General features: G+C 71.5%; 16 protein-coding genes. 7 read left to right on the top strand and 9 right to left on the bottom strand.

Going from position 1 to position 19,708, the window contains the following annotated elements; translation table 11 throughout:
- Positions 1 to 24 precede the first annotated feature (24 nt).
- A complete protein-coding gene (locus AB0G56_RS15850; protein ID WP_360969419.1) occupies positions 25 to 987 on the bottom strand; it encodes an ABC transporter substrate-binding protein in 963 nt (320 codons plus the stop codon).
- 547 nt (positions 988 to 1,534) lie between these two features.
- On the opposite strand from AB0G56_RS15850, the gene AB0G56_RS15845 reads away from it, so the two are divergent.
- From AB0G56_RS15845 to AB0G56_RS15830, 4 genes are all read left to right on the top strand, one after another.
- Positions 1,535 to 2,758, top strand: coding sequence for an NADP-dependent malic enzyme (locus AB0G56_RS15845; RefSeq protein WP_360969418.1), 1,224 nt, complete (start codon positions 1,535 to 1,537; stop codon positions 2,756 to 2,758).
- A gap of 177 nt (positions 2,759 to 2,935) precedes the next feature.
- Positions 2,936 to 3,901 (top strand): zinc-binding dehydrogenase, encoded by a 966-nt coding sequence (locus AB0G56_RS15840; protein WP_360969416.1) that lies wholly within the window; start codon positions 2,936 to 2,938, stop codon positions 3,899 to 3,901.
- Between the two features lie 80 nt (positions 3,902 to 3,981).
- Positions 3,982 to 4,191 (top strand): HTH domain-containing protein, encoded by a 210-nt coding sequence (locus tag AB0G56_RS15835; RefSeq protein WP_018571396.1) that lies wholly within the window; start codon positions 3,982 to 3,984, stop codon positions 4,189 to 4,191.
- Complete coding sequence (locus tag AB0G56_RS15830; protein ID WP_360969415.1) at positions 4,191 to 4,760, top strand: Clp protease N-terminal domain-containing protein; 570 nt, start codon at positions 4,191 to 4,193, stop codon at positions 4,758 to 4,760. The genes AB0G56_RS15835 and AB0G56_RS15830 overlap by 1 nt, the downstream gene beginning before the upstream one ends.
- Positions 4,761 to 4,822: 62 nt before the next feature.
- Here the strand turns inward: AB0G56_RS15830 and AB0G56_RS15825 are convergent, their stop codons facing one another.
- From AB0G56_RS15825 to AB0G56_RS15795, 7 genes are all read right to left on the bottom strand, one after another.
- A complete protein-coding gene (locus AB0G56_RS15825) occupies positions 4,823 to 5,905 on the bottom strand; it encodes a helix-turn-helix transcriptional regulator (RefSeq protein ID WP_360969413.1) in 1,083 nt (360 codons plus the stop codon).
- Between the two features lies 1 nt (position 5,906).
- The gene (locus AB0G56_RS15820) at positions 5,907 to 6,824 is read right to left on the bottom strand and encodes a DUF4097 family beta strand repeat-containing protein (protein WP_360969411.1); all 918 of its coding nucleotides are present in this window, start codon (positions 6,822 to 6,824) and stop codon (positions 5,907 to 5,909) included.
- A gap of 247 nt (positions 6,825 to 7,071) precedes the next feature.
- The gene (locus AB0G56_RS15815) at positions 7,072 to 7,254 is read right to left on the bottom strand and encodes a DUF6104 family protein (protein ID WP_019075209.1); all 183 of its coding nucleotides are present in this window, start codon (positions 7,252 to 7,254) and stop codon (positions 7,072 to 7,074) included.
- A gap of 115 nt (positions 7,255 to 7,369) precedes the next feature.
- A complete protein-coding gene (locus AB0G56_RS15810; RefSeq protein ID WP_360969409.1) occupies positions 7,370 to 11,233 on the bottom strand; it encodes a multifunctional oxoglutarate decarboxylase/oxoglutarate dehydrogenase thiamine pyrophosphate-binding subunit/dihydrolipoyllysine-residue succinyltransferase subunit in 3,864 nt (1,287 codons plus the stop codon).
- Between the two features lie 281 nt (positions 11,234 to 11,514).
- Positions 11,515 to 12,633 (bottom strand): HAMP domain-containing sensor histidine kinase, encoded by a 1,119-nt coding sequence (locus AB0G56_RS15805; RefSeq protein WP_360969408.1) that lies wholly within the window; start codon positions 12,631 to 12,633, stop codon positions 11,515 to 11,517.
- A complete protein-coding gene (locus AB0G56_RS15800) occupies positions 12,630 to 13,367 on the bottom strand; it encodes a response regulator transcription factor (protein ID WP_360969406.1) in 738 nt (245 codons plus the stop codon). Before AB0G56_RS15800 ends, AB0G56_RS15805 begins: the two co-directional genes overlap by 4 nt.
- 123 nt (positions 13,368 to 13,490) lie before the next feature.
- Entirely contained in the window at positions 13,491 to 14,168 is a 678-nt protein-coding gene (locus AB0G56_RS15795; protein WP_360969404.1) for a spermidine synthase, read from the bottom strand.
- Between the two features lie 238 nt (positions 14,169 to 14,406).
- Here AB0G56_RS15795 and AB0G56_RS15790 point away from each other — a divergent pair, with 238 nt between their 5' ends.
- Both AB0G56_RS15790 and lon read left to right on the top strand, forming a co-directional pair.
- Complete coding sequence (locus AB0G56_RS15790; protein ID WP_360969403.1) at positions 14,407 to 15,258, top strand: rhomboid-like protein; 852 nt, start codon at positions 14,407 to 14,409, stop codon at positions 15,256 to 15,258.
- A gap of 278 nt (positions 15,259 to 15,536) precedes the next feature.
- On the top strand, positions 15,537 to 17,960 hold the full coding sequence (gene lon, locus AB0G56_RS15785) for an endopeptidase La (protein WP_360969401.1): 2,424 nt from the start codon (positions 15,537 to 15,539) through the stop codon (positions 17,958 to 17,960).
- Positions 17,961 to 18,066: 106 nt separating this feature from the next.
- Here the strand turns inward: lon and AB0G56_RS15780 are convergent, their stop codons facing one another.
- The gene (locus AB0G56_RS15780) at positions 18,067 to 18,897 is read right to left on the bottom strand and encodes a lysozyme (RefSeq protein WP_360969400.1); all 831 of its coding nucleotides are present in this window, start codon (positions 18,895 to 18,897) and stop codon (positions 18,067 to 18,069) included.
- 280 nt (positions 18,898 to 19,177) lie between these two features.
- Here AB0G56_RS15780 and AB0G56_RS15775 point away from each other — a divergent pair, with 280 nt between their 5' ends.
- Positions 19,178 to 19,681 carry a MarR family transcriptional regulator gene (locus AB0G56_RS15775; RefSeq protein ID WP_360969398.1) on the top strand — a complete coding sequence of 168 codons (504 nt, stop codon included), beginning with the start codon at positions 19,178 to 19,180 and terminating at the stop codon, positions 19,679 to 19,681.
- Positions 19,682 to 19,708 lie beyond the last annotated feature (27 nt).

The raw sequence follows: 19,708 nt of genomic DNA, 5'->3' as shown, positions 1-19,708 counted from the left end.
CTCTCAGCGGCCGCTCGGGCGCGGTCACTTGCCGCCGTTGACGACGGACTCCTTGACGGCGCCGTCCTGGGCACCCCACTTCTCAAGGATCTTCTGGTACTCGCCGTTCTTGATGATCGCGTTCACCGCGGCCTGCAGCGCGTCCCGCAGCTGGGTGTTGCTCTTGCCGACGGCGATGCCGTACGGGGCCGCCTCGACCTGCTGGCCGACGACCTGGAAGTCCTTGCCGCCGCCGGAGGTCTTCACCGCGTACGCGGCGACCGGGAAGTCGGAGGAGGCCGCGTCCACGCCGCCCGAGCGCAGGCGGGTCTGGGCCTGCTGGTCGTCGTCGAAGGGCTCGATGGTGAGCGTCTTGCCGCTCGGACACTTCTTCGCCTCGGCCTTGGCAAGGTCCTGCGAGACGGTGCCGCGCTCCAGGGCGATCTTCTTGCCGCACAGGTCGGACCAGGACTTGATGCCACCGGTGTCGCCCTTGCGGGTGTAGATGGAGACGCCGGCCTGCAGGTAGTCGACGAAGTCGACGCCCTCGCCGACCTTCTTGCCGGTGGTCGGGTCGACACCCTGCTGGCGGCTCTTGTTGTCCGTCATCGCCGACATGGCGATGTCGTAGCGGCTGGAGCGGATGCCGGTGAGCAGGGCGTCGAAGGTGCCGTTCTCGAACTCGAAGGTCACCCCGAGCTGCTTGCCCAGGGCGGCGGCCACATCCGGGTCGAGTCCGGCGACCTTGCCGGACTTGTCCTTGAACTCGACCGGCGCGTAGGCGATGTCGGAACCGACCTTGATGACACCCTTGTCACGGATCTGCGCCGGGAGCTTGTCGGCGAGCGGGGCGGAGCCGGTGGCGGACGAACTTCCGGAGGACTTGTCCTTGTCCTTGGTCTGGTCACCGCAGCCGGTGAGAATCAGGGCGCCTGCGACCGCGATCGCACCGACCGCTGCCAGACGGGAGTGCGCGGCGGTCGTACGACGGGTGGAGCGTGCGGTCATGGTGGGTTCCTCCGGCGGATGGGTGGAGATGCCGATGGGTCGACGAGAACACACACCTTCGGGTGTTGCGACCTCGTGTGATTGACGCATCTTGCCATTCGGGCTGCGCCGTTCAGGGCAATCACCATGTCAAAATCGGATAACGGGTGACCCCTGAAGCCCGGGTGACCGGCCCCCGGGACCGGATCATCCACGGGAATGTCTCCTTCCGGCCGGAAGATCTTCGGCCCGTCTCGGGATACGGGCGGCCGGGGAACGGCTTATGGGCGAATTCGAGGCCTTGTCAAGGCTTCGGCGAGGACTTGTCCCCATATTGGGCCACGTGTCGTGTGGTCGTCATGTGACCTTGGCGTTATGGACTCGTCGTCGGCGGCATCCGTCCGGTAAGAAGGTTCTTTACACCCCTCATCCGGGGCTCAGGGCGCGTGTGCGGCGCGCCCGTCGCGTACGGCACGAACGCATCACTCACCGGGCCGTGCGCGGTCCCGCCCACCCCTCACCAGGAGTGGCCACCCTCAAACCATGAACAATTAAGGGGTAAAACCAAGTGGCAGCGGAGATCGTCAATCCTCGCAGCGACAGGAGTACGGATCAGGACAGCGGGGCAGAGCCGCTCGATTCCTTCGATCCGGCTTTCGCGCTGCACCGTGGCGGGAAGATGGCCGTGCAGGCCACCGTTCCCGTCCGTGACAAGGACGACCTGTCCCTGGCGTACACGCCCGGCGTCGCGCGGGTGTGCACCGCCATCGCCGAGCAGCCGGAACTGGTCCACGACTACACGTGGAAATCGTCCGTGGTCGCCGTCGTGACCGACGGAACGGCCGTCCTCGGCCTCGGGGACATCGGCCCTGAAGCCTCCCTTCCCGTGATGGAAGGGAAAGCGATCCTCTTCAAGCAGTTCGGCGGCGTGGACGCCGTGCCGATCGCACTCGACTGCACCGACGCCGACGAGATCGTCGAGACCGTGGTGCGCCTCGCGCCGTCCTTCGGCGGCGTGAACCTGGAGGACATCTCGGCGCCGCGGTGCTTCGAGATCGAGCGCAAGCTCCAGGAGCGCCTGGACATCCCGGTCTTCCACGACGACCAGCACGGCACGGCGGTCGTCACCCTCGCCGCGCTGCGCAACGCGGCGCGGCTGAGCGGCCGGGGCATCGGCGAGCTGCGGGCGGTCATCTCGGGCGCGGGCGCGGCCGGTGTGGCGATCGCCAGGATGCTGGTCGAGGCCGGCATCGGCGACGTCGCGGTGGCCGACCGCAAGGGCGTCGTCTCGGTGGACCGGGCCGACCTCACCCCGGTCAAGCGGGAACTGGCCGAGTTCACCAACAAGGCGGGCCTCACCGGCTCCCTGGAGGACGCGCTGGCCGGCGCCGACGTCTTCATCGGCGTCTCCGGCGGTACGGTGCCGGAGACCGCCGTGGCCTCGATGGCGAAGGGCGCCTTCGTCTTCGCCATGGCCAACCCGGACCCGGAGGTCCACCCCGACGTCGCGCACAAGTACGCGGCGGTCGTGGCGACCGGCCGGTCGGACTTCCCCAACCAGATCAACAACGTCCTGGCGTTCCCCGGCATCTTCGCCGGCGCGCTCCAGGTGCGGGCCTCCCGGATCACCGAGGGCATGAAGATCGCGGCGGCCGAGGCGCTGGCCGGGGTCGTCGGCGACGACCTCGCCGCGGACTACGTGATCCCCTCGCCGTTCGACGAGCGGGTCGCCCCGGCCGTGACGGCGGCCGTCGCGGCGGCGGCGCGCGCGGAGGGCGTGGCCCGGCGCTGACGCGGGCCCCGCACAGGGGACGCACCCGCACCTCGCCCAGGTGACCCGAACGGCCCCGTCCCCCGGACGGGGCCGTTCGGCTGTCCGGCGCCCGCCGGGCGGAGTGCTTGGCAAGAGGGCGTGTGTCACAGCGCCGTGTGGTTCCGCAGGCGTCGGCCCGCCCCTATCGTCAAGGTCATGTTCGCTGTCTACGCCGCCCGAATCGACCGCGACCAGCCGCTGAACGGTCTGGGGACGGGGGAGCGCCCGGCCCCCGAGGCCCGCCCCGGCTGGAGCACCGTCGACGTCAGGGCCGCCTCCCTGAACCACCACGACCTCTGGTCCCTCAAGGGCGTGGGCCTGTCCGAGGACAAGCTGCCCATGATCCTCGGCTGCGACGCCGCCGGGGTCGACGCGGACGGCAACGAGGTCGTCCTGCACTCCGTCATCGGCCAGAGCGGGCACGGGGTCGGACCCCGGGAGCCCCGCTCCATCCTCACCGAGCGCTACCAGGGCACCTTCGCCGAGCAGGTCGCCGTGCCGACCTGGAACCTGCTGCCCAAACCCAAGGGGCTCTCCTTCGAGGAGGCCGCCTGCCTGCCCACGGCCTGGCTCACCGCGTACCGGATGCTCTTCACCAACGCCGGCGTCCGGCCGGGCGACTCCGTGCTGGTGCAGGGCGCCGGCGGCGGGGTGGCCACCGCCGCGATCGTGCTCGGCAAGGCGGCCGGACTCAAGGTCTTCGCCACCAGCCGTGACGAGGCCAAGCGCAAGCGGGCGCTGGAACTCGGCGCGGTGGAGGCGGTGGAGTCGGGTGCGCGGCTGCCGCAGCGGGTGGACGCCGTGATCGAGACCGTCGGCGCGGCCACCTGGTCCCACTCGGTGAAGTCGCTGCGCCCCGGCGGCACGATCGTCATCTCCGGTGCCACCAGCGGCGACCGTCCCTCGCACGCCGAACTGACGCGGATCTTCTTCCTGGAGCTGAAGGTGGTCGGCTCCACCATGGGCACCAAGGACGAGCTGGAGGACCTGCTCTCCTTCTGCGCCGCCACCGGGGTCCGTCCCGTCATCGACGAGGTGCTTCCGCTGGACCGGGCCCGTGAGGGCTTCGAGCGGATGGAGTCCGGCGGCCAGTTCGGCAAGATCGTGCTCACCACTTCCTGACCTTCCCGATCGCTCCCTCCCACCCCCTCGCATGTCAACCATGGTTGACATGCGAGGGGGTGTCAACGTACGTTGACGGCATGACCGAAGCAACGGATCTCGCCGAACGCGCGGGCGACCGCGATCCGCGGGTCGGGCTGCGGGCCGTCGCCGCGCTGCGCCGGCTGCTGGAGCAGCTGGAGGCGGTGCAGGTGCGCAGTGCCCGCAACCAGGGCTGGTCGTGGCAGGAGATCGCCGCCGAACTCGGTGTCAGCAGGCAGGCCGTGCACAAGAAGTACGGGAGGCAGTGATGTTCGAACGGTTCACGAAGGACGCCCGCGCCGTGGTGCGGACGGCGGTGGCGCACGCCGAGAGCCGCGGAGCGCAGACCGTGGATGCTGGGCAGTTGCTGCTGGCCCTCCTCGACCGGGAGGCGAGCCGTGCCTCCTTCGCCCTGGCGGCGCTGGGCCTGGACGCGGCGCGCAAGGACTCCGTACGGCAGGCGCTGGACGAGGCGCGGCGGCGTGCGGGGCTGTCCCGGGCCGACACCGACGCCCTGGCCGGGCTCGGCATCGACGTCCTGGAGATCATCTCCCGGGTGGAGGAGACGCACGGCGTCGGGGCGATGTCCGGTGACCGCAAGGATCGCGCCTGGTGGTCGGGGCGCCGCGCCTTCGGCCGGGATGCCAAGGACACGCTCGAAAAGGCACTGCGCATGGCCGTGGCCCGCCACGACCAGCACATCGGGGACGAGCACCTCCTGCTCGCCCTGACCGCCCGGCCGGGCGTCGCCTCGGAGGTCCTCGCCGACCACGGCGTGACCTACGAGGCGCTGAACCGCGTGCTGTACGGCGACGGAGAGGCACGGGCGACCGGCTGACGCCGCCCCGCCCGCCCCGACCGCCCCGCCCTCCCGCCGCCTCCGGCCCCTGGCCCCCCGCGTCAGACCTTCGGGCCGCGCAGGACCGCCCCGATGTGAGCCGCCGCCGTCGACAGATGGCGGCGGGTGGCACGGAGCTGCTCGGCGCTCACCCCGTGGTCGCGGGCCGCGTCACGGATGTCGTCGCGGAAACGGTCCAGGAGCCGGTCCAGATCGCGGGCAGGGTCGCCCGTGGACTCGTCGTGCGCCCAGGGCGGCTCGTACGCGGCGGGGAAGTCCTTCGGGGTATCGGAGTACTCGGCGTATTCGGCGTACTCCGCCCGCTCCGCCCGCTCGGCGCGCTCCTGCGGGCCGCCGGCCGCCGGGCCGAAGCCGAAGTCCTTGGCCAAGCCCTTGCCGAACTCCTTGCCGAAGTCGCCGAACTCCTTGGTCAGCTCGGTCAGGCCCTCGCGCACCCCGGTCGGCCAGTCGCCCCGGGTGAAGTGGTCCTGCACCTGGTCCTGGATGTGCCGGGCGATGCGCTGGAACTCCTCCTGTGCCTGGGTCCGCGCCCGCTCCTGCGCCTCCTTGGCCTGGCGCCGGGCCCGCTGGGCCTCCTCGCGGGCCCGGCGGCTCTCGTCCTTCGCCCGCCGGGCCTGCTCCTTCCACTCCTGCTTGACCCGGCGCATCTCCTCCTTGGCGGCGCGCCAGGCCTCCTTGTCGTCGGCCCCGGCGGCACCGGCGTACTCCTGGGCGCCGTTGCCGCCAGGGGAGCCCTGCCGGGCCTGGGAGGCCGCCGCGCGCATCTCGCGCCGCAGATCGCCCGCCGCGCCGCGCACATCGGCCCGGATCTCGGCGGCGAGCTCGGCGACCGACTCGCGGATCTCCAGTTCGAGATCGGCCAGTTCACCGCTGCGGTCGGCCAGTTCGGCGCGGCCCGCGTCCGTGATGGCGTACACCTTCCGGCCGCCCTCCGTGGTGTGGGTGACCAGGCCTTCGGCCTCCAGCTTCGCAAGGCGGGGGTAGACGGTGCCCGCCGAGGGGGCGTACAGGCCCTGGAAGCGCTCCTCCAAGAGGCGGATCACCTCGTAGCCGTGGCGCGGGGCCTCGTCGAGCAGCTTGAGCAGGTACAGGCGGAGGCGGCCGTGGGCGAAGACGGGGGGCATGTCAGAGCACCTTCTTGTCGGTCGTGCCGGCGGACGTGCCGTCAGGCGTGCCGCCGGCCGGGGCGTCGGCGGGGCCCTCGCCGCCCGGGCCAGGCTCCCAGGAGCCGTCCTCGGCCGGCGGGCGGCGCAGCAGGGCGATGGAGCCGGAGACGGTCGTCGCCTTCAGCCTGCCCCGGCCCGCGCCCAGCCGGCCCGTGATCCGCTTGGCACCCCACTGGCCGCTGACCCTGAGGTCCTCGAAGGCGTTGGAGACCGCACCGCTCGCCGTGTTCGCCTCCACCTCCGCGTCGGCCGGGTGGGGCAGGCGGATCGCGATCTCACCGGAGACGTTCGTCAGGCTGATGTCGGTCGGGGAGGCCACCCGGTCGAGGTCGACGATCATCGACCCGCTCACCGAGTCGGCCCGGACCGAGGAGCCGGAGCCCTCGACCAGGGTGAGGTCGCCGGAGACCGAGTGGAACCGGAGGTCGCCGGAGAGGGCCTGCGCCTCCACGTTCCCCGAGACGGTGTCCGCGCGGACCGGGCCGGTGACGCCGACCAGCGTGGTGTCGCCGGTGACGCCCTTCACCTCCGTAGGCCCGTCGATGCCCGAGACCATGGCGGCGGCGCCGACGACCCCGACCTCGACCCGGGTGCTCGCCGGGACGGCCAGGGAGATGACGGCGCTGCGCTGCCAGCCCTTGCGGTCGAGCCACTTCAGGAAGCCCTTCCAGGGCAGGTCGTCGTAGGCCACGGTCAGGGTGGAGCCGCGCTGGGTGACGACCAGGGGTGGTCCCTCGATGCGGGAGACCTCCAGTCGTGCGGAACCGTCGTCCGTGCCCACGACGTTGACCGTTCCGTGGACGATGCGGACGTTCAGCTGCGTCGGGGGCTCGTCGAAGGTGAGCTTGGTGGGCTCGCCCACGGACCACTCGGACATGGTGCAGACCTCCTGGGACGGACCGGACCGCACGGGACGGCAGGGCCGGCAGACGGGACCGGGTCGATGAAGCAAGGGGCGCGGCGGACGCGACACGCCATATCGCATCCCCACTAGACACGATATATCGCGGACACGGAAAGTCAAGACACACCGTGAGACGCGATCCGTACGCACCGCCCGCACGCGCCGTGAGAACGCGAAAGGCGCCCCCGAAGGGGCGCCCGTCCCGACCGCTCGCCGGTGCCTACTCGTCGTCGTCCTCGTCGTCCAGCCGTGCCAGCCAGGTCGCCAGCCGCTCCACCGGGACCTCGAAGTCCGGGTTCAGGTCGACGAAGGTCCGCAGCTGCTCGGCGAGCCACTCGAAGGTGACCTCCTCCTCGCCGCGCCTCTTCTCCAGCTCTTCGATGCCACGGTCAGTGAAGTACATGAGGTCAAGGATAGAGGCGCCGAAACGTCGCGGAGACGGCCGGGCCGCACCCCCGGCGAGGGGGTGCGGCCCGGTCAGGTGCGGTCCGCGGGAGCGCTGACGCCCCGCGGCGCGCTCACGCCTCGAACACCTCGCGCACCAGCTGCTCCTGCTCCGCCTGGTGCCGCTTGGCGGAACCCACGGCCGGGGAGGAGGAGTGCGGACGCGAGATGCGGCGCAGCCGCTCGCTGTGCGGCACGTCCGCGCCGACCGCCAGGTCCAGGTGGTCGATCAGGTTGAGCGCGATGAACGGCCAGGCACCCTGGTTCGCCGGCTCCTCCTGCGTCCACAGGTACTTCTCGGCGTTCGGGTACTTCTTGATCTCCGCCTGCAGCTCCGCACCCGGCAGCGGGTACAGGCGCTCGATGCGGATGATCGCGGTGTCCGTCACGCCGCGCTTCTTCCGCTCGGCGTCGAGGTCGTAGTAGACCTTGCCGGCGCAGAAGACGACCTTCTTGACGGCGCTCGCCTCGACCGAGTCGTCGCCGATGACCGGGCGGAACTGGCCCGTCGTGAACTCCTCCGTCTTCGAGGCGGCGGCCTTCAGGCGCAGCATCGACTTCGGGGTGAAGACCACCAGCGGCTTGTGGTGCGGGTTGTGCACCTGCCACCGCAGGAGGTGGAAGTAGTTCGACGGCAGGGTCGGCATCGCGACCGTCATGTTGTTCTGCGCGCACAGCTGGAGGTAGCGCTCGATGCGGGCCGAGGAGTGGTCCGGGCCCTGGCCCTCGTAGCCGTGCGGCAGCAGCAGCGTGACGCCGGAGGTCTGGCCCCACTTCTGCTCGGCGGCCGAGATGTACTCGTCGATGACCGACTGGGCGCCGTTGGCGAAGTCGCCGAACTGGGCCTCCCACATCACCAGCGCGTCCGGGCGGGTCAGCGAGTAGCCGTACTCGAAGCCCATGACCGCGTACTCGGAGAGCAGCGAGTCGTAGACGTTGTAGCGGGCCTGGTCGTCGGAGAGGTACAGCAGCGGCGTGTAGTCCTCGCCGGTCTCGCGGTCGATCAGCACCGCGTGGCGCTGGCCGAAGGTGCCGCGGCGGGAGTCCTGGCCGGAGAGCCGGACCGGGACGCCCTCCAGGAGCAGCGAGCCGATGGCGAGGGTCTCGCCCATGCCCCAGTCGATGGTGCCGTCCTCGACCATGGCCGCCCGGCGCTGCAGCTGCGGCAGCAGACGCGGGTGGACGGTGATGTGGTCGGGGATGTTGACCTGGGACTCGGCGATGCGCTTGACGACCTCGGCGGAGATCGCGGTGCTGACCTCGACCGGGAAGCCCGCCTGCGGGTCCGGGGACTGCGGGGCGGCCGGCTGCGAGGTGGCCTCGCGGACCTCGGTGAAGACCTTCTCCAGCTGGCCCTGGTAGTCCTGGAGCGCCTGCTCGGCCTCTTCCAGGGTGATGTCGCCGCGACCGATCAGGGACTCGGTGTAGAGCTTGCGCACCGAGCGCTTCTTGTCGATCAGGTCGTACATCAGCGGCTGGGTGAAGGCCGGGTTGTCCGACTCGTTGTGACCGCGGCGGCGGTAGCAGATGAGGTCGATCACCACGTCCTTGTTGAACGCCTGGCGGAACTCGAAGGCGAGCCGCGCCACGCGCACGACGGCCTCGGGGTCGTCGCCGTTGACGTGGAAGATCGGGGCCTCGATCATGCGGGCCACGTCGGTGGCGTACATCGAGGAGCGCGAGGACTCCGGGGCGGCGGTGAAGCCGACCTGGTTGTTGATGACGATGTGGACCGTGCCGCCGGTGCGGTAGCCGCGCAGCTGCGACATGTTCAGGGTCTCGGCCACCACGCCCTGGCCCGCGAAGGCCGCGTCGCCGTGGATCGCCACCGGCAGGACGGTGAAGTCCGTGCCGCCCTTGTTGATGACGTCCTGCTTGGCGCGGGAGATGCCCTCGATGACCGGGTCGACCGTCTCCAGGTGGGACGGGTTCGCGGCCAGCGAGACCTTGATCTGCTCGCCGTCCAGGCCGGTGAAGGTGCCCTCGGCGCCCAGGTGGTACTTCACGTCGCCGGAGCCGTGCATCGACTTCGGGTCGAGGTTGCCCTCGAACTCGCGGAAGATCTGCGCGTACGACTTGCCGACGATGTTGGCCAGCACGTTGAGGCGGCCGCGGTGGGCCATGCCGACGACGACCTCGTCCAGGCGCGACTCGGCGGCCGAGTCGAGGACCGCGTCGAGCAGCGGGATGACGGACTCGCCGCCCTCCAGGGAGAAGCGCTTCTGGCCGACGTACTTCGTCTGCAGGAAGGTCTCGAAGGCCTCCGCCGCGTTCAGCCTGCGCAGGATGCGCAGCTGCTCCTCGCGCTCCGGCTTGGAGTGCGGGCGTTCCACGCGGTCCTGGATCCACTTGCGCTGCTTGGGGTCCTGGATGTGCATGAACTCGATGCCGACCGTGCGGCAGTACGAGTCGCGCAGCACGCCGAGGATGTCGCGCAGCTTCATCATCGACTTGCCGGCGAAGCCGCCGACGGCGAACTCGCGCTCCAGGTCCCACAGGGTGAGCCCGTGCTCGGTGATGTCCAGGTCGGGGTGCTTGCGCTGCTGGTACTCCAGCGGGTCGGTGTCGGCCATGACGTGGCCGCGGACCCGGTAGGAGTGGATCAGCTCGAAGACCCGGGCGGCCTTGGTGACGTCGTCGTCGTGGCTGGCGTCGATGTCCTTGAGCCAGCGGACCGGCTCGTAGGGGATGCGCAGGGCCTCGAAGATCTCGTCGTAGAAGCCGTTCTCGCCGAGCAGCAGGTTGGCGACCTGGCGCAGGAACTCGCCGGAGGCGGCGCCCTGGATCACCCGGTGGTCGTAGGTCGACGTGAGCGTCATGACCTTGGAGATGCCGAGCTTGTTCAGGGTGTCCTGGGAGGTGCCCTGGAACTCCGCCGGGTAGTCCATGGAGCCGACGCCCATGATCACCGACTGGCCGGGCATCAGCCGCGGCACGGAGTGGACGGTGCCGAGGCCGCCGGGGTTGGTGAGGGAGACGGTGACGCCGGTGAAGTCGTCCATCGTCAGCTTGCCCTCGCGGGCGCGGCGGACGATGTCCTCGTAGGCCTGCCAGAACTCGAAGAAGTTCAGCGTCTCGGCCTTCTTGATCGCCGCGACGACGAGCTGGCGGTCGCCGTTGGGCTTCACCAGGTCGATCGCGAGGCCGAGGTTGGTGTGCTCCGGCTTGACCAGGGTCGGCTTGCCGTCCTTCTGGGCGAAGGAGTGGTTCATCGCCGGCATGGCCTTGATGGCCTGGACCATCGCGTAGCCGATGAGGTGCGTGAAGGAGATCTTCCCGCCGCGGGCCCGCTTGAGGTGGTTGTTGATGACGATGCGGTTGTCGAACAGCAGCTTCACCGGGACGGCGCGCACGGACGTGGCCGTGGGCAGCTCCAGGGAGGCGTTCATGTTCTTGGCGACCGCGGCGGACGGGCCGCGCAGCGTCACGAACTCGGGGCCGGCGGGGGCCTCGGTGGCGGGCTCGGCCTTCGCCTGCGCCTTGGCGGCGGCGGGCGCGGGCTTGGCGGGGGCCGGGGCCTGCGCGGCGGGCTTCGCCGGGGCCGGGGCCGGGGCCGGGGCCGGGGCCGCGGCGGCGGGGGCCGGGGCGGCCGGTGCCGGAGCGGCGGCGGGCTTCGCGGCGGCCGGCGCGGCCGGGGCCTGCGCGGGCTGGGCCGGGGCCGCCGGGGCGGCGGGCGCCTGGGGAGCCGTGGTGGTGGGCCCTGCGGCCCCCGCGGCCGCAGTACCCGCCGGAGCCGTGGGGGCTGCCGCGGCGGCCCCCGGCTTGTAGTCGGCGAAGAAGTCCCACCAGGCACGGTCTACGGAGTTCGGGTCCTGGAGGTACTGCTGATAGATCTCGTCGACGAGCCACTCGTTGGCACCGAACGCGGCTGCGGGGTTCTTCCCGGCTTGGTCGGTCTCGGTCGAGATGCTCGAGTTACTGGGGGACTGTGGCGACACGGCGGCAACCGCCCTCTTCCGCTTCACAAGGTGATGGACAGCGGGAATAAAGGCTACGCCTCCAAGAGCGCGAAGGTCAGGTCGAGCCCGTTCATCGTCGCGTAAGTCACATCTAAAGCTGTGTTTCGGGGCTTGAAATGGCGGGAAACAAGCGTGGTTCGCCAGTGAATGGGAAGGGGCCACCCGGGCCTGACCCGGGGAGGGTGCAGGCCCCAGCCTGATCACACGTGTCCGGCTGCGCGGATGCTCGTGGATCTTGAGGTTCCGGATCGAACTTTACGTCAACTTGGCACAGAGGGGAGCCCGGGAAGAGTGATGAGGATTCGGCAGCCGCGATCGGATTCGGCCACACCGATCCGGCCGCCGTGCAGATCCACCGCCCAGCGGGCGATCGCCAGCCCCAGGCCCGTACCGCCGTCGCTGCCCGGGCCGTGCGGCCGGCTCACGGCGCCCCGGTTGAAGCGCTCGAAGACGCGGTGCCACTCGGAGCGGGGGATGCCGGGACCCTCGTCGATGACCTCCAGCTCCAGCGACTCCGGCTGGGGCCCGCGCCGCGCCCGCACCGTCACCCGGCCGTGCGGCGGGCTGTGCTTGACCGCGTTGTCGATCAGATTGGCGACCACCTGGTGGATCCGCTCGGGGTCCGCGTGCGCGGTGAGGCTCAGCGGCTCGACGTCGAGCCGCAGATGGACGTCCGTACGGGTGTGGCTGCCGGAGCCGGAGGCCATCCCCGCGCGCGCGGAGGCCACCATGTTGGCCTCCTTCAGCACGCCCGACAGGTACGGCCACACCTCGAAGCGCCGCGTCTTCAGCGGGACGACGCCGTTGTCCAGGCGGGACAGGTCCAGCAGGGTCTCCACCAGGCGGCCCAGCCGCTCGGTCTGCTTCAGGGCCGTGCGCATCGTCTCCGCGTCGGCCTCGGTGACCCCGTCGACGATGTTCTCCAGGACGGCGCGCAGACCCGCGATCGGCGTGCGCAGCTCGTGCGAGACGTTCGCCACCAGCTCCTTGCGCTGACGGTCCTGGGCGGCCAGCTCGTCCGCCATGCGGTTGATCGTCTGGGCCAGGTCGCCCAGCTCGTCCCGGCGGTTCTCGCGCACCCGGCGCGTGTAGTCCCCGTGCGAGATGGAGCGGGCGACCGCGTTCATCTCGTCCAGCGGGGCGGTGAGCGAGTGCGCCACGAACTGGGTGATCAGCAGTGTGGCGATCATCGAGAAGACCATGATGAACCGCAGCTCGGTCTTGGTGTGCACCGCGATCATCGACAGACCGGTGGTGATCAGCACCGCGATGACGACCAGCGCGCCCAGCTTGGTCTTGACCGAGAAGGGGTGGCGGACGCGCCCGCCGCCGTCCCAGGGGTCCGTCTGGTCCCCCCGCGCGGCCGGCCCGTCGCTCATGGGGTGGGCGTCTCCAGCGCGTAGCCCACGCCGTGCACCGTGCGGATCCGCTCGGCGCCGATCTTCCGGCGCAGCGCCTTGATGTGGCTGTCGACGGTCCGGGTGCCGGAGGCGTCCGCCCAGTCCCACACCTCCGCCAGCAGCTGCTCGCGGGAGAGCACCGCGCGCGGGGTGTTCGCCAGGCACACCAGCAGGTCGAACTCGGTCGGCGTCAGGTGGACGTCCTCGCTGCGCACCCGGACCCGGCGCTGGGCGTGGTCGATCTCCAGCTCGCCCAGGCGCAGGATGCCGCTGCGCGGGGTGGCCGCGGCCAGCGCGGCCCGCTCCACGCGGCGCAGCAGCACGTGCACGCGTGCCGCCAGCTCCCGCATCGAGAACGGCTTGGTCATGTAGTCGTCGGCGCCGACCCCGAGCCCGACCAGCATGTCCGTCTCGTCGTCGCGCGCGGTGAGCATCAGTACGGGCACCGGCCGCTGGGCCTGCACCCGGCGGCAGACCTCCAGCCCGTCGAAGCCGGGCAGCATGATGTCGAGGATCAGCAGGTCGGGCTGCCAGGCCTCCGCGGTGTCGACCGCACTGGGTCCGTCGCCCGCGGTCTGCACCAGGAAGCCTTCGGCGCGCAGGCGGGTGGCGATGGCGTCCATGATGGTCGGGTCGTCCTCGACCACCAGGACCCGGCGCTGTGCGCCCGGTCCGGCCGTCGTGCCGTTGTGCGCGGTGTGTGTCTGCTCCATCGCCCGCCCCTGAGGTGTGCTTTCCGGAATCAGTGGGGTGATTCCTTGACTGCGCGTAGTTGCGATTGACGCTTGAATGATCGGCGTCAGGGATGCAGCGTACGGGGAGTCACGGTGCCTTTGCTATCCAGCCCTGACGGCGAGGTGCACGACGTCCGGTACGCCCCGGGCAACCGGGATCTCTTCGGTGCGCACCTGCTGGAACCCGACATTCCACAAGGTTCCTTCAAATTCCGGAGACGGCTGCGCCGACCACACGGCGAGTACTCCACCGGGTCTCAACACCCTTGCGCAGCTTGCCAGTCCGGACGGTTCGTACAGCTCTGCGTTGCCCTCCGTGACGGTCCAGCCGGGGCCGTTGTCGATGTCGAGGCACAGCGCGTCGAACGTGTCGGACGTCTCATTGACGTAGGTGACCAGATCGGTCTGCACGATCTCGGTGCGCGGGTCGGCCAGTGCCGTCGCCGTCAGCGCGGCCAGCGGCCCCTCCCGGTGCCAGTCGACGATCGCCGGCTCCCGTTCGACCACCGTGATCCGGCCCCAGTGCTCCCCGCTCGCGGCGTGCGCGAGTGAGAAGCCGACGCCCAGGCCGCCGATCAGCACGTGCGGTGCCGGGCGGCCGTCCAGGGCGGCGAGCGCGGCGTCGACCAGGAGCCGTTCGGAGCGCCCGTCGGAGGTGTCCATCAGGAAGCAGCCGTTGGCGATGATCTGGAGCAGCTCACCGTGCCGGCGCAGCACGATCTCCCCGTGGGGGCCCTCGCGGCGGTCCAGGACCACGGGCGTCTCGTACGAGGCGTTCATGGAGCCATCCTGCCCGAACGTGCCCTTTCTGCCACATGGATTACGGGTGACGCCCGGTGAGCCCCGTACCGGCGCGGCGCGTTCGCGGCCGCGGCGGACAACGGGCCCGCGCGCGCGGTGAGGTCGGCGTCCACCAGGAAGTTAATAGGTTGCTGTGAATCGGCCGCCGGGTGGCGTCGATCATAGACAGCGGCTTCCGGGACACGAAGGGTGGAGGCCCGACGGAAGGAGCCCCACCGTGGAACGGACTGCGGACCCGGACACCGCGGCCCCGCGCCCGGTGGACGGCGTGCCGCGGCAGCGGCCCGGGCCGGCCCCTCTCGCCGTCGCCGCTCGGCGCGAGCCCGCCCGGGGGCAGGGCACCCCCGGGGACCTCACCGTGAACCCGGCGTCCGCCGCCGCCCCGGCCGTCCCGGCCCCCCGGGCCCGCCCGGCGTCCGCGCTCGCCGTCGCGTGGGGCGTCCGGATCGGCGGGCATCGGGCGTGGCGGCTGCTGCCGAGTCCGGGCGGGACACCGTTCACCTTCTGGTACGCGGCCGTGCTCGTCGGCACCTCGCTGGTCGCGCGGTACGCGACGCCCTCCGTGATGGACGTCCTCTACCGGAGTTCCAGCACGGACGTCGCCCACCTGGTGCGGGCGCCGCTGGCGGTGCTGGTGGCGAGCGCGCTGTGGGTCGCGGGCGGGGTCCTGACGGCGTACTCCCTCTGCTTCCTGCTGGTGCTCACCGCGCTGGAGCGCCGCACCGGGGCGCTGCGCGCGGCGGGTGTCTTCCTCCTCGGGCACGTGTTCGCCACCCTGGCCACCGAGGTCCCCGTGGGCCTGGCCGTGCTGGCCGGCCGGCTGCCGGACGGCGCGCTGCACCGCCTCGACTACGGGATCAGCTTCGGCGTCGCCGCGAGTGTCGGCGCGCTGTGCGGCCTGCTGCGTCCGTGGGTGCGCTGGCCCGTGCTGGCCGTGTTCGCCGGAATGCTGCTGGCGGACCTGGTGGCGTTCACGGACCCGATGACCAGTGCGGGGCACCTCATCTCCCTCGCGGTCGGTGTCGCGTGCTGGCCGGTGCTGCGGCGCGGCCGCCGCGCGCCCCGCTGAACAGCCGCGCGCCCGCGCCGGGGCGGCCTGTCCTCCGCGGACGCCCCGCTGAACGGCCGCGTGCCTGCGCCGGGCCGGCCTGCCCTCCCCGGTCGGCCGCGCGCCCGGCCCGGCCGGCCCCGCAGGCCCTTGCCGACCGGGCCCGTGCCCCCCGCTGATCCCGTCCCCGGAATTTTCCTCCCCCCGTGATCGCTGACGGCGAACAGCCGCCGGGGAACAATCGGCTGGCGCCATGCATTGAGTCGGCATAGCTCAACTTGACTGCCGAAGGGGAGATCATGGCTACTGAGTCCACGGCCTTCACACCGCTCGTTCTGCCTGTGCTGCCGCTCGACGACGAGGTCGTGCTGCCCGGGATGGTGGTCCCGCTGGACCTGAGCGACTCCGAGGTACGGGCCGCGGTGGAGGCCGCCCAGGCCGCCGCCCGCTCCGAACCCGGCAAGCCCAGGGTGCTGCTGGTGCCACGCATCGAGGGGACGTACACGAAGACCGGTGTGCTGGGCACCGTCGAGCAGGTCGGCCGGCTGGCCGACGGCGACCCGGGCGCGCTGATCCGCGGCCGGAGCCGGGTGAGCATCGGGGCCGGGACCACCGGGCCGGGTGCGGCGCTGTGGGTCGAGGGCACCCGGATCGACGAGGGCGTGCCGGACCCCCTTCCGGGCCAGGTCGCCGAACTGGTGAAGGAGTACAAGGCCCTCGCCACCGCCTGGCTGCGCAAGCGCGGCGCCTGGCAGGTCGTCGACCGGGTCCAGGCCATCGACGACGTCTCCGCGCTCGCCGACAACTCCGGCTACTCGCCGTTCCTGACGACCGAACAGAAGATCGAACTGCTGGAGACCGCCGAGCCCGTGGCCCGCCTCCGGCTCGCCACCCGGCAGCTGCGCGACCACCTCGCCGAGCAGGACGTCGCCGAGACCATCGCCAAGGACGTCCAGGAAGGCGTCGACAAGCAGCAGCGCGAGTTCCTGCTCCGCCGTCAGCTGGAGGCCGTCCGCAAGGAACTGCGCGAGCTGAACGGCGAGAGCGAGGGCGAGGAGAGCGACGACTACCGCGCCCGCGTCGAGGCCGCCGACCTGCCCGCGCACGTACGGGAGGCCGCGCTCAAGGAGGTCGACAAGCTGGAGCGCGCCTCCGACGCCTCGCCCGAGGGCTCCTGGATCCGCACCTGGCTGGACACCGTCCTGGAACTGCCGTGGAACGAGCGGACCGAGGACGTCTACGACATCCAGGGCGCCCGGGCGGTGCTGGACGCCGAGCACGCGGGTCTTCAGGACGTGAAGGAGCGGATCACCGAGTACCTGGCGGTGCGCAAGCGCCGCAGCGACCGCGGCCTCGGCGTGATCGGCGGCCGGCGCGGCGGTGCCGTGCTCGCCCTGGTGGGCCCGCCCGGTGTCGGCAAGACCAGCCTGGGCGAGTCCGTGGCCCACGCGATGGGCCGCAAGTTCGTCCGGGTCGCCCTCGGCGGCGTCCGGGACGAGGCCGAGATCCGCGGCCACCGGCGCACCTACGTCGGCGCGCTGCCCGGCCGGATCGTGCGCGCCGTCAAGGAGGCCGGGTCGATGAACCCGGTGGTCCTGCTCGACGAGATCGACAAGGTCGGCTCCGACTATCGCGGCGACCCGGCCGCGGCCCTGCTGGAGGTCCTGGACCCGGCGCAGAACCACACCTTCCGGGACCACTACCTGGAGGTCGAGCTGGACCTGTCGGACGTCGTGTTCCTCGCCACCGCCAACGTCCTGGAGGCCATCCCGGAGGCCCTCGCCGACCGGATGGAGATCGTGCGCCTGGACGGCTACACCGAGGACGAGAAGATCGTCATCGCCCGCGACCACCTGCTCCCGCGCCAGCTGGAGCGGGCCGGGCTGGACAGGGAAGAGGTCACGATCGACGAGGGCGCGCTGCGCAGGCTCGCCGGCGAGTACACCCGCGAGGCCGGTGTGCGCACCCTGGAGCGGTCCGTCGCGCGGCTGCTGCGCAAGGTGGCGGCCCAGCACGAACTGGGCGAGCGGAAGCTGCCGTTCACCGTCACCGAGGGCGACCTGCGCGCACTGATCGGCCGGCCGCACCACGTGCCGGAGTCCGCCCAGGACCCGGCCGAGCGCCGCACGGCGGTGCCGGGCGTGGCCACCGGCCTCGCGGTCACCGGGGCGGGCGGCGACGTGCTGTACGTCGAGGCGTCCCTCGCGGACCCCGAGACCGGCGCGGCGGGCCTGACCCTGACCGGTCAGCTCGGTGACGTGATGAAGGAGTCCGCGCGGATCGCGCTCAGCTTCCTGCGCAGCCACGGCGCCGAACTGGAGCTGCCCGTGGGCGACCTGAAGGACCGGGGCGTGCACATCCACTTCCCGGCGGGTGCGGTCCCCAAGGACGGCCCGAGCGCGGGTGTCACGATGACCACGGCGCTGGCCTCGCTCCTGTCCGGCCGGCTGGTCCGCACGGACGTGGCGATGACCGGCGAGGTGTCGCTGACCGGACGCGTGCTGCCCATCGGCGGGGTGAAGCAGAAGCTGCTCGCCGCGCACCGGGCGGGCGTGACGACCGTGATCATCCCCAAGCGCAACGAGCCCGACCTGGACGACGTACCGGCTCAGGTGCTGGACAAGCTCGACGTCCACGCCGTCACCGATGTCCGCCAGGTCCTGGAACTGGCCCTCGCACCGGCCGTGAACGGCGCGGAGGCGGAGGTTCCGGCAGCGGCGTGACGGACGCTGCCGGATGAGGGGAGGCCCGGGTCCCGTGAGGGAGGCCCGGGCCTTCACCCAACGTGTGGACGCGCGCGGCTGCGCGGCTCCCGCCCGCTGTGTCTGCTCAGCCGTTGGCCAGGGCCTGCACCCGGTCCAGTGCGCCGTTGAACTTGTCGTGGTCGCCCACGGTCGGGCCGGAGGAGGTGTACTGCCACATCGTGTAGTAGCCCCAGCCCGCCGGCAGCGTCCCCACGGTCGAGGCGTACCGGGCGATCCACAGCGGGTTGTTGCCGGCGAAGCCGCCGTAGTTGCCGGTGCACTGGGTCCACCAGCTGGTGGCCGTGTAGATCACGGCGTCGCGGCCGGTGCGCGCCTTGTAGGTGCCCAGGAAGTCGGCGATCCAGCTGACCATCGCGCTCGCGGACTTGCCGTAGCAGGCGGCGCCGTAGGGGTTCCACTCGATGTCGAGGGCGCCCGGCAGGGTCTTGCCGTCCTTGGACCAGCCGCCGCCGTGGTCGACGAAGTAGTTGGCCTGGGTCGCGCCGCTGGTGGTGTCCGGGGTGGCGAAGTGGTACGAGCCGCGGATCATGCCGACGTTGTACGAGCCGTTGTACTGCTGGGTGAAGTAGGGGTTCGTGTAGTACGTCCCCTCGGTCGCCTTGGTGTACGCCCAGCGCACGCCGCTGCTCCACAGGGTGGACCAGGCGACGTTGCCCTGGTAGGCGCTGACGTCGACGCCCTCGGTCTGGGTCGCGTCACCGGTCGTGGGGGTGCCGCTGCGTCCGTCGTGCGCCGCGACGCCCATGCCCATGTAGGCGGAGCCGCGGGCGGGCGTGGTGCCGGCGCCGGTGTCGGCCGAGGAGGGATCGGCGAGGAAGAAGGAGAACGCCGCGAGCAGGACTCCCGCGGCGGTCAGCCGCCGCATGCGGGCCGTTCCGGATCTGTGCACGGGCATGACGTGCCTCCGAAGTTCGGTGGTGCTCGGTGGGGGGAAACGCGGGCATGGCCCACGGTCGCACGAGGGGAGCACGGGCCTGGGGAGACCCGCCGGGGGCGGTGGTGGCGTGGGCATGCCATTCATTGCCTGGGTAAGACGCTACGCACGTAGAACGGCTCTGGGAAGGGGGCCCGGAGTCCGCCGTTGGTCTACGCCTGCGAAATACTGACCAAGCTGCGGCGATGACGGCGGCCGGCCCGAACTTTCAGGACCGGCAACACTCCAGGCAGGGGCTGACGTGCACGAAGACGCAAGGGGCGAGCACCGGGAAGCCGCCTTCGGCACCGCGCGGGCAAGTGGTGCGGACCGGGAGTTCCTGTCCCTGGAACGGGAGCTGACCGTACTGCTGCGGCGCGCCCGGGCCAGCCAGGCCGAGATGGCCCGCGAGGTCCACCCGGGCCTGGAGTCCTCGGCGTACGGACTGCTGGCCCGGCTGGACGAGTACGGCAGCCAGCGTGCCACGGCACTCGCCGCCTACATCGGCGTCGGCAAGGCCACCATGTCCCGCCAGCTGCGCGCCCTGGAGGAGCTGGGCCTCGTCGCCCGCGAGCCGGACCCCGCGGACGGGCGGGCCTGGCTGATCGCGCTCACCGACGACGGCCGCCGCCGGGTCGGCCAGGTGCGCGACGCCCGCCGGGAGCGCTACGTCAGCCAGCTCGCCCACTGGGACCGCCGCGAGGTCTCCGAACTGGCCCGCCTGCTGCACGAGCTGAACGGTGTCATGGAGAAACACGAGAAGTGACGCGCCGCGGGCGGCGCCGGCGGCCCC

It is taken from the genome of Streptomyces sp. NPDC021356, from assembly GCF_040641015.1.
GTDB lineage: Bacteria > Actinomycetota > Actinomycetes > Streptomycetales > Streptomycetaceae > Streptomyces.
The sequence above is the reverse complement of the archived record's forward strand: the minus strand, read 5'-3'. Positions and strand labels throughout refer to the sequence as shown.